Origin of the sequence: Hymenobacter citatus (assembly GCF_014333615.1) — a bacterium.
GTDB lineage: Bacteria > Bacteroidota > Bacteroidia > Cytophagales > Hymenobacteraceae > Hymenobacter > Hymenobacter citatus.
The window spans coordinates 195,721-205,226 of sequence record NZ_JACSCY010000008.1; the positions used below are offsets into that span (position 1 = coordinate 195,721).

The 9,506-nt window shown below is 57.0% G+C and carries 9 protein-coding genes; 6 read left to right on the forward strand and 3 right to left on the reverse strand.

Annotated elements, in window-relative coordinates; all coding sequences use genetic code 11:
- Positions 1-149: 149 nt before the first annotated feature.
- The 3 genes from H8B15_RS12305 to tilS form a co-directional block, all read right to left on the reverse strand.
- Positions 150-1,175 (reverse strand): aldo/keto reductase, encoded by a 1,026-nt coding sequence (locus H8B15_RS12305; RefSeq protein ID WP_187319988.1) that lies wholly within the window; start codon positions 1,173-1,175, stop codon positions 150-152.
- Positions 1,176-1,355: 180 nt separating this feature from the next.
- Positions 1,356-2,297 (reverse strand): malate dehydrogenase, encoded by a 942-nt coding sequence (gene mdh / locus H8B15_RS12310; RefSeq protein WP_187319989.1) that lies wholly within the window; start codon positions 2,295-2,297, stop codon positions 1,356-1,358.
- A 144-nt stretch (positions 2,298-2,441) separates the two neighbouring features.
- Positions 2,442-3,833: a tRNA lysidine(34) synthetase TilS gene (gene tilS / locus H8B15_RS12315; protein WP_246455426.1), complete on the reverse strand. Its 1,392-nt coding sequence runs from the start codon at positions 3,831-3,833 to the stop codon at positions 2,442-2,444.
- 165 nt (positions 3,834-3,998) lie between these two features.
- Between tilS and H8B15_RS12320 the strand changes: the two genes are divergently transcribed.
- The 6 genes from H8B15_RS12320 to porD all read left to right on the forward strand — a co-directional run bounded on the left by H8B15_RS12320 (position 3,999) and on the right by porD (position 9,333).
- Entirely contained in the window at positions 3,999-5,756 is a 1,758-nt protein-coding gene (locus tag H8B15_RS12320; protein WP_187319990.1) for an OstA-like protein, read from the forward strand.
- Positions 5,757-5,815: 59 nt separating this feature from the next.
- Positions 5,816-6,667 carry an outer membrane protein assembly factor BamD gene (locus H8B15_RS12325; RefSeq protein ID WP_246455431.1) on the forward strand — a complete coding sequence of 284 codons (852 nt, stop codon included), beginning with the start codon at positions 5,816-5,818 and terminating at the stop codon, positions 6,665-6,667.
- A 49-nt stretch (positions 6,668-6,716) separates the two neighbouring features.
- The gene (locus H8B15_RS12330) at positions 6,717-7,061 is read left to right on the forward strand and encodes a DNA-directed RNA polymerase subunit omega (protein ID WP_187319991.1); all 345 of its coding nucleotides are present in this window, start codon (positions 6,717-6,719) and stop codon (positions 7,059-7,061) included.
- A 14-nt stretch (positions 7,062-7,075) separates the two neighbouring features.
- On the forward strand, positions 7,076-7,624 hold the full coding sequence (locus tag H8B15_RS12335; protein WP_187319992.1) for a flavoprotein: 549 nt from the start codon (positions 7,076-7,078) through the stop codon (positions 7,622-7,624).
- Between the two features lie 148 nt (positions 7,625-7,772).
- Positions 7,773-8,423, forward strand: coding sequence for a phosphopantothenoylcysteine decarboxylase domain-containing protein (locus H8B15_RS12340; protein WP_187319993.1), 651 nt, complete (start codon positions 7,773-7,775; stop codon positions 8,421-8,423).
- Complete coding sequence (porD, locus tag H8B15_RS12345; RefSeq protein ID WP_187319994.1) at positions 8,407-9,333, forward strand: type IX secretion system protein PorD; 927 nt, start codon at positions 8,407-8,409, stop codon at positions 9,331-9,333. The genes H8B15_RS12340 and porD overlap by 17 nt, the downstream gene beginning before the upstream one ends.
- Positions 9,334-9,506: the final 173 nt, after the last annotated feature.

Consider the following 9,506-nt stretch of genomic DNA (forward strand, 5'->3'; position numbering starts at 1 on the left):
TTAAAGGCTGTGTAAGTTAACTAATGAACTGTGTAGAGACGCATACTTGCGTCTCGGCGTTTGCGCCATCAGAGTGACCTTCGTTCAATGATAAGACGCAAGTATGCGTCTCTACACCGTCCTGGTAACATTTTAGCTAACGCAGCTTCTTACAGCGCCGAGGAACCCAGCATGGGAAACAGGCGCTGATGCCAGTAGGGATAGGTAGGCGTGGTGTCGCTCACGGCGTCGAGGCGGGCTGTCTGCTCTGGGGTGAGGTTCCAGCCAGTAGCAGCCAGGTTTTGGCGTAACTGTTCTTCGTTGCGGGCTCCCACCACGAGGTTTACAACGGTAGGGCGCTGCAACAGCCAGTTGAGGGCAACCTGGGCCACGGTTTTCTCGGTTTCGGTAGCTACCTCGTCCAGTACATCCACAATAGCAAACAGGCGCTCATCGGGTACCTGCGGACCCTGGCCGCCGCCCTGGGCCAGTCGGCTGCTTTCGGGCATAGGCTGACCGCGGCGAATCTTGCCACTCAGCAGCCCCGCCGACAACGGACTCCATACCAGGGTTCCTACCCCCTGGTCGATACCCAGCGGCATCAGCTCCCACTCAAACTCGCGGTGGAGCAGCGAGTAGTACACCTGATGGCCCACGTAGCGCGCCCACCCGTGCCGCTCCGACACGGACAAGGACTTCATCAAGTGCCAGCCCGAAAAGTTGGAGCAGGCAATGTAGCGCACTTTGCCGCTCTGCACCAGCGTATCGAGCGTGCGCAGGGTTTCGTCTACCGGCGTGTGGGCGTCGAAGCCGTGCATGTGGTAAATGTCAATGTAGTCGGTACCCAGGCGGCGGAGGGAATCTTCGCAGGCGCGCATTAGGTGCTGGCGCGAGGAGCCGTAGTCCTGCGGACCATCACCCGTGGGGAAGGTAGCCTTGGTGGAAATCAGCGTCTCATGGCGGCGGCCTTCCAGCGCCTTGCCCAGGATTTCTTCTGCCACGCCCTGCGAGTACACGTTGGCCGTGTCAAACAGGTTGGCACCGGCTTCCAGGCAGATATCAACAAGCTTCCGGGCTTCTTCTACCTGCGTATTGCCCCAGGATTTAAAGAACTCGGTGCTTCCTCCAAAGGTAGCCGTGCCAAAGCTCAAGACCGGAATGCGCAGACCCGAAGCGCCTAACTGACGGTGTTCCATACAAATGCAAGAATATAGGATGAGAAATACCGCATCTAGCGGCCGCCATTCAGGTGGCGTATCGCCCAGAACAACCAACCGGCTAGGCCGAAGTTTTGGTTGATGACCTCAGCAACAAAAACAACGGGCCGCCCTGCATACGCAGAGCGGCCCGTTGTTGGGGTGGTGTGCCGAATACTGTTAGGCGTTAGTCTGGCTCATCTTATCCAGCGCGTCCATCACCTCTTTCACGTGGCCGCGTGAGGTTTCCAGCAGCGCTTTCTCCTCGTCGTTGAGTTGCAGCTCAATGACTTTCTCGATGCCGTTTTTGCCCAGAATAACGGGCGCGCCCAGGTATACACCGTCGATGCCGTACTCGCCTTCCAGCTTGATGCACACGGGGAACACGCGGCGTTGGTCGCGCACAATGGCTTCTACCATCTGAGCCGCTGCCGCGCCAGGCGCGTACCAGGCCGAGGTGCCCATCAGCTTCACCAACTCGCCGCCACCCTTGGCCGTACGGTCTACGATGGCGTCAAGAGTCTCTTTATCTAGCAGTTCTGTAACGGGAATGCCGCCTACTGTGGTGTAGCGGGGTAGGGGCACCATGGTGTCGCCGTGGCCTCCCATGAGCACCGCCTGAATATCCTTCGGACTCACATTCAACGCTTCGGCCAGGAAAGCGCGGTAGCGGGCCGTGTCCAGGATGCCAGCCATGCCGAACACCTTCGTGCGGTCTTTGCCGGAGGTGAGGTGGGCCTGGTAGGTCATCACGTCGAGCGGGTTGCTCACGATGATGATGATGGCGTTGGGCGAGTATTTCACTACCTGCTCCGTCACCGATTTCACGATGCCGGCGTTGGTCGAAATCAGGTCGTCGCGGCTCATGCCGGGCTTGCGGGGTAGGCCGGAGGTAATCACCACCACGTCGGAGTCGGCGGTGCGCGAGTAGTCGCCGGTTACGCCCACGGTGCGGGTGTCGTAGCCAATAATGGGAGCTTTCTGCCAGATATCGAGGGCCTTGCCTTCGGCGAAGCCTTCCTTGATATCAACCAGTACTACTTCATTGGCAATTTCGCGGGTGGCAAGTACATCGGCGCAGGTTGCGCCCACGTTGCCAGCCCCAACTACGGTAACTTTCATCAGTGAATACGTTGAATGGGTAGGAAATGCGATACGCGTAAATGTAACCGAAAACCCCGAAGGCTGCACGGTGGTGGCTGTTATTGGCCGAAATCGTGTTGCGTTCCGGCAACCTCGGCAACGATGGGCGGCTGCAAGCCGCCCCTACATCCGCTGCACGGCCAGCACGCTCTGCGTCTCCTCCGTCACCTTAAACCGGTCGTCGGGCCGCAGGCCAATCACCCAGGCAATCTTGCCGTCGCCCGATACCAGCACGCGCACGTCGTCCTTCAGGTTCAGCGGTATTTTCTGGTCGATCAGGAAATCCGAGAGCTTCTTTTTGCCCTTCATACCGATGGGCATAAACCAGTCGCCCTCCTGCCAGCGCCGCACCACCAGCGGAAACTTCAGCTTATCGGCATCCAAGGCCGCCTGGTTTTTGGCGCGGGGTAGGACAAAGCCGTTGGCCTCGTGCAAGTTCAGCCGCAGGTGCAAACCGTCGATTTTCAGGGTTTCCTGGCCGGCCGCTAGCTGGTGCGTGCCGAAGTTATCCAGCTTTTTGTGCGTAATCACCAGCTGCTCCCGGTCCTTTACCAGACGGTGGGTAGGGGACTCAAACTGCCGGCCCGGCTCGGCCCCGAACGCCGCCACAATGTCTTTCACCACGAGGTAGGAAAACCCAAACGGTCGCAGCAACTCGTGCAGCACCAGCGCCGTGGCCGCCGTGCGTTGCAGCGTGTCGATGCGGAGGTAGGTTACCTCGTTTTCGGTGTGCTGGGCTTCGGCAGCGGTGTCCTGCACGTAGCGTCGCACAATTTCCTCGGCGCCGCCTACCCGCTCGGCGGTGATTTGCAGGGTCTGGTCGAGGTTGGGATTGATGTCGCGCAATACCGGCAGCACCTCCTGGCGCAAGCGGTTGCGCTGATACACGGGCGAGTCGTTGCTGGCATCCTCGCGCCAGATCAGGCGGTTTTCCACCAAGTAGTCGAACAGCGCGGGTTTGTCGATGGGTAGGAGAGGGCGCACCACATGGCCACTCTTGGCCGGAATGCCGTGCAAACCCGCCAAGCCGGTGCCGTGCGTGAGGTTGAGTAGCATGGTTTCGGCGGCGTCGCGCTGGTGGTGGGCCGTGGCGATGCAGGCGTATCCCTCGCGCTGCCGCACCTGCTCGAACCACTGGTAGCGCAGGGCGCGGGCGGCCATCTGCGTCGAAATGCCTTCCTGCTGGGCAAAGGCTTTGGTCTGGAAGAACTCCGCGAAGTAGGGCGCTTCGTACTGCTTGGCCAGCTTGCGCACAAACTGCTCGTCGGCGTCGGCCTCGTCGCCACGCAGGCCGAAGTGGCAATGCGCCACGGCTATCTGCACGCCCAGGCGGTGCAGCACGTCGAGCAATACCACTGAGTCTTGCCCGCCGCTCACGGCCACGAGTACGGTATCGGTGGTAGGGGAGAAAAGACTGTTATCGAGAATGAATTGACGAATCTGGTCAAGCATGGGGTAGAATGTAGGGGCAGCTTGCAGCCGCCCGTCGTTGCAGAAGTAGGGTAGGGGCGTCATGCTGAGCTTGTCGAAGCATCTCGCTCGCTTCGTTGGATTAGTTGCGCAACGTCAGCACGCGAGATGCTTCGACAAGCTCAGCATGACGGTCTAATAGGAATCACAAAAAGCACTATTCTACAAAGATGACCGTTAGCAACCGACCTTCCGTACCTTTGCGCCGAAATGTCGTTCCCAAAATCCGTTTTTCTCTTTTTTCTGCTGTTGGTGCCCCTTTTTAGCTGGGCGCAACGCCCGGCAACACCGGCTGCCCGGCCAGCTAACAACGGCAAGAACCCGCCCGTGGAGCTATTGGGTACCGACCAGTTTGTAGGGGGCGAGTTCAACGGCGTCAAAATCCGCAAGCTGCTGGGCAATGTGCGCTTCAAGCAGGGTACTACCCTGTTGTTTTGCGACTCGGCCTACCAGTACATGGAGCGCAATACCGTGGATGCGTTCAGCAACGTGCGCATCGTGCAGAATGATACTGTAACCATCACCGGCGAGAAGGGTTTCTACGACGGCAACGCCCGCACGGCCCGCATGACCGGCAACGTGGTGATGCGTGACCCGCGCATGACGCTCACCACCAGCCTACTCGACTACGACCTGACCCGAAACCTGGCCTACTATAGCACCGGCGGCCACCTGCAAGACCCCGAAAACACGCTCGACAGCCAGTTTGGCTACTACAATACCGAAAGTAAAGTGTTCAGCTTCCGGCGTAACGTGCACGTGGTCACGAAAAGCAATGAGATTCGCAGCGACACCTTGCAGTACAATACCCTATCGAAGGTGGTGTACTTTTTCGGTCCTACCCGCATCATCGACAAGCTGAACCGCACGCTCTACGCCGAAAACGGTACGTATAATACCCTGACGAAAGTAGCTGACTTTCAAAAGAATGCTAAAATAGAAACGCCCGACTACCTACTGGGCGGTGATAAGCTGGTGTACGACGAAAACACCAGCTACGGCATAGCCACCGGCCACGTCTCCATGACATCCAAGAAAGACAACCTCGTGATTCGGGGTGATGTGGGGAGGTATTGGAGGGCGCTGGGCAAAGCCAAGGTGTACGGCTCACCCGTGATGCGCAACATCTCTGGCAAGGATACGCTCTACGTAGCGGGCGATACGCTGATTAGCGTGGAGGGAAAGCCAGCCCCACCGCCGCCACCCAAGCCTAAACCCGGCATTCGTTTTCAAACCACAGCGCCGCTGCCGCCTACCCAAAAGCAACTCAATGCCAGCGTGTTGTATGTCTACCCCAGGGCCAAGATATACCGTAGCGACCTACAAGGCGCCTGCGACTCGCTGACCTACGACCGGCAGGACTCGGTTATTTACCTCAACAAGAACCCCATTCTGTGGCAGGAACAAAACCAGCTTACCTCCGACAGCATGGAAATCAGGCTACGCAACGGTAAGATTGACCAGATGCGCCTGTACGCCAACGCGTTCAGCATAGCCGAAGACACGTTGCTGAACTACAACCAAGTGAAGGGCCGCAACATGGTGGCCTACTTTGCGGACAGCAAACTGAAAAAAATTACGGTGCTTGGCAACGCCGAGAGCCTCTACTTTGCTCTTGATGGAGATACCGCCCTCACGGGCATGAACAAAGCCGTGGGCGCCTCCATGGCCCTCCGTTTCACAGAAGGTAAGAAAGCGCCTAAAGTCACCTACTACACCAACCCCGATGCCAGCTTCATTCCGCCCCACGAGCTAAAGGATGAGGACCGCAAGCTGAAAGGCTTCCAGTGGCGCGCTACGGAACGTCCTACCCGCCAGCAGGTGTTAGGGCGGCAGTTTGGGAGGCCTGCCAAGCCCAAAGTCAAGCCTAAGACGAAGTCTAAAAAAACAAAAACCGCCCCCAAAGCCCGTCCTGTAGCCCCCAGTCGTAAGGTCCCGGTAGCCACCGGCAAGCCTACTTCCCGGTAAGTACCGCGTTCTGTGCCGCCTTTGATTCGGGCGCCTAATCCGTTATCTTTGCGTTCTTCATGCTATCCATGTCTGTGTTTCGCCCTACCGCCTTCGTTGTTCTGCTTTTGAGCGCCTTGCTGCTCGGCTCGTGCAGCGGCTACCAAAAGCTGCTTAAAAGCAACGATGTGAACAAGAAATACGAAGCCGCCATTAAGTACTACGAGGAGGGCGACTATTTCAAGGCTGGTACGCTGCTAGAGGAGCTTCAACCCTTGCTGAAAGGCCGCCCCGAGGCGGAGAAGGCTCAATTCTTCTTCGCGAACACGAATTTCAAGCAGAGTAATTACGTACTGAGCGCTCACTATTTTAAGTCGTTCTACGAAACGTATCCCAACTCGCAATATGCCGAGGAGGCTATGTTCTTGCACGCCAAGTCGCTGTTCCGCGACTCGCCGGAGTATGAGCTTGACCAGACCAACACGCTGTCGGCCAACGAGAGCATCCAGGAATTTCTGAACCGTTACCCTGAAAGCACATTCCGCCCTGAGGTGGAAAATATGTCGCAGGAGTTGCAGAAAAAGCTGGAAAATAAAGCGTTTCAGGGCGCTAAGTTGTACCAGCAGCTGCGGTATTACCAGTCGGCGGTGGTGGCGCTGGGCAACTTCCAGCAGCAATACCCTGCCTCGGTATACAGCGAAGACGCGGCCTACCTGAAGCTGGAATCACAGTTCAACCTGGCCAAGGAAAGCGTGGCCGAAAAGCAGCGTGAGCGGTATCTGGAGGCCGTAGCCTTTTACCAACAGTTCATCGATGCCTATCCCAGTAGCCGCAACCTCAAGAGTGCCGAGAACATGTATGATTTCGCGCGCAAAGAGCTAGACCGCCTGAAAACCACTGAAAAAACGGCAGCTTCGGCTTCCACCAACTAGGCAGCGCCTACTCCAAAAGAAATTTTTCTGATTCTGAAGATACTTGAATATGAAAGTTCCGAATAACGTTTCTCCCTCCATCGTGACGCGCAATATGTCGGATTTCGCGCAAGAAACCGGCAACGTGTACGAGTCTATTGCCATCATCTCGAAGCGTGCTAACCAACTGTCGGTGAAGCTGAAAGAGGAGCTGAACGGTAAGCTGGCCGAATTTGCTACCACAGTAGATAACCTCGAAGAGGTATTTGAAAACCGCGAGCAGATCGAGATTTCCAAGCACTACGAGCGCCTGCCTAAGCCTACCAACCTCGCCATTGAGGAGTTCTTAGAAGGCAAAGTATACTTCCGTACGCCGGAGGTTGACAACGACGGCAACTTGCTCGCCAACGAGTAATTGCCCCTCTGCGCATGGCACTGCACAACCGTAAGATTCTGCTGGGCGTGTGCGGGAGTATTGCCGCGTATAAATCAGCCGTGTTGGTGCGGCTACTCGTGAAAGCCGGGGCCGAAGTGCAGGTAATCCTGACTGCTTCGGCCTCGGCTTTTGTTACGCCCCTCACGCTGGGCACGCTGTCTAAAAAGCCCGTGCTACAAGGCTTTCTGAAAGACGAAAAAGCTGGCGAATGGCACAACCACGTGCACCTGGGCCTATGGGCCGATGTGCTGCTGGTAGCTCCGGCCTCGGCCAATACCATCGGCCACTTCGCTCATGGCCTTTGCGATTCGTTGTTGGATGCTGCCTACCTTTCGGCTCGCTGCCCCGTGTTTCTGGCCCCCGCTATGGACCTGGACATGTACCAGCACCCAGCCGTGACGGCCAACCTGGCCGCCCTGCGTAGCTACGGCAACCACGTGCTCGACTCGCCCAGCGGCGAACTGGCCAGTGGCCTCTCTGGCCCCGGCCGCATGCTGGAACCCGAAGATATTGTGGCAGAGCTGGAGCGGTTTTTTGGGTAGGGAAATAGTTGTTTTCAGCTGTCATCCTAAGCAGAGCGAAGGACCTTCTCACGTTGGAGTTACTATCAAGCGACTCGTTCACAGGTGATAAGGTCCTTCACAAGCTTAGGATGACAGAAGAATTCATAATTTATACTTTCAGATTAGAGTGAATATCCTGCTCACTGCCGGCCCTACCTACGAACCGCTGGATCCTGTGCGGTTCATCGGCAACCGCTCGACGGGCAAGATGGGCTATGCGCTGGCGGAAGCCTTTGCCGCTGCGGGCCATACCGTTACGCTGGTGAGTGGCCCCACGGCCCTGCCTGCGCCTACCCATCTGGCTATTCAGACGGTGCGGGTAGAGACGGCTTCGCAGATGTATGCTGCCGCTGCTGAGGCCGCACCAGCGGCGCAGATTTGGGTGTTTGCGGCTGCCGTGGCCGACTACCGGCCCGCCGAGGTAGCCCCCGAAAAAATTAAGAAAGCCGGCGATACACTCACGCTCACGCTTGTCAAAAACGTAGATATTGCCGCTACGCTGGGAGAAACAAAACGCGCTGAACAATTTTCGGTAGGTTTTGCGTTGGAAACCAACAACGAGCAGGCACACGCGCTGGACAAGCTCCGCCGCAAGAACTTTGATGTGGTGGTGCTGAACTCCCTGCGCGATGCCGGGGCCGGTTTCGGCCACGATACCAATAAGGTAACCCTGCTCACGGCCGATGGCGTGGTCACGACGTCGGACTTACTCCCTAAATCTGCCGTGGCGCAGGATATTGTTCAGTTTGTGCTTGCCCGCTATGCTCAATACACGTAAACTATTGTCGCTGTGTTTGTTGTTGGTTGCTTGCCTGTGCACATCGGTAGTGCGGGCACAGGAGCTGCTGGCCGATGTGCGCGTGACAACGGAAAACGTGACGGTATCGGATCAGCAAATCGTGCTGCAAATGCAGAATGATATCCAGAACTTCCTCAATACCCGCGCCTGGACCAACCAGTCTTATCGGCCAGAGGAAAAAATTCGCTGTAAGTTTTTCGTGGGCTTGACCGGTATTCCACAGACAGGCACTTACACCGCCACCGTGCGCATCATTACCACGCGCCCCGTGTACGGCACCGGTTATGAAACCAACGTTATGTCGATTTCCGACCGGGGGTGGCTGTTCAACTACTCGCCTCAGAACCCGCTGGATTTTTCGGAAAATACCTTTGTGGGCAATTTGTCGTCGCTTTTAAGCTTCTATGCCTACATCATCATCGGCATGGACCAGGACAGCTTTGTTCGCTTGGGCGGCACGCCGTATTATGACCGCGCCCGCAATATTCTGCTGGCGGCCGCGTCGCAGACGGTCACCAACGAGTCGGATGGCGGGTGGAAAGACGGGGAGCCGCGCAACCGTTACTGGCTACTCACCAACCTGCAAGACCCGCAGCTCGAAGCCTTCCGCACGGGCTCGTACGCCTACTACCGGCAGGGTATGGATATCTTCATCGAGAAGCCTCAAGATGCCCGCGCCAGTATTCTGACAGCGCTGACTGGCATTCAAGCGGCCATGCTGCGGCGTCCGGGTACACTAGTAGCCCGCTCCTTTTTTGATACGAAGTCCGACGAAATAGCCAATATTTTCCGTACCAGCCAAGACCCGCAGCAAAAGCAGCAGGTAGTAAATATGCTCGGCGAAATCGACCCGACGAATACGGCCAAGTACCAATCTATTCTGCGGTAGGGTAGGCGGAATGTGCGAGGTAGAGACACAATATTTTGTGTCTCGTCGTTGAGCAGTTCGCATTTTATCGTTAGGCCATTGGGCGGTCATGCTGAGCTTGTCGAAGCATCTCGCGTGCTGATGTGGGATACTATCTGATGCCAGCACGCGAGATGCTTCGACAAGCTCAGCAT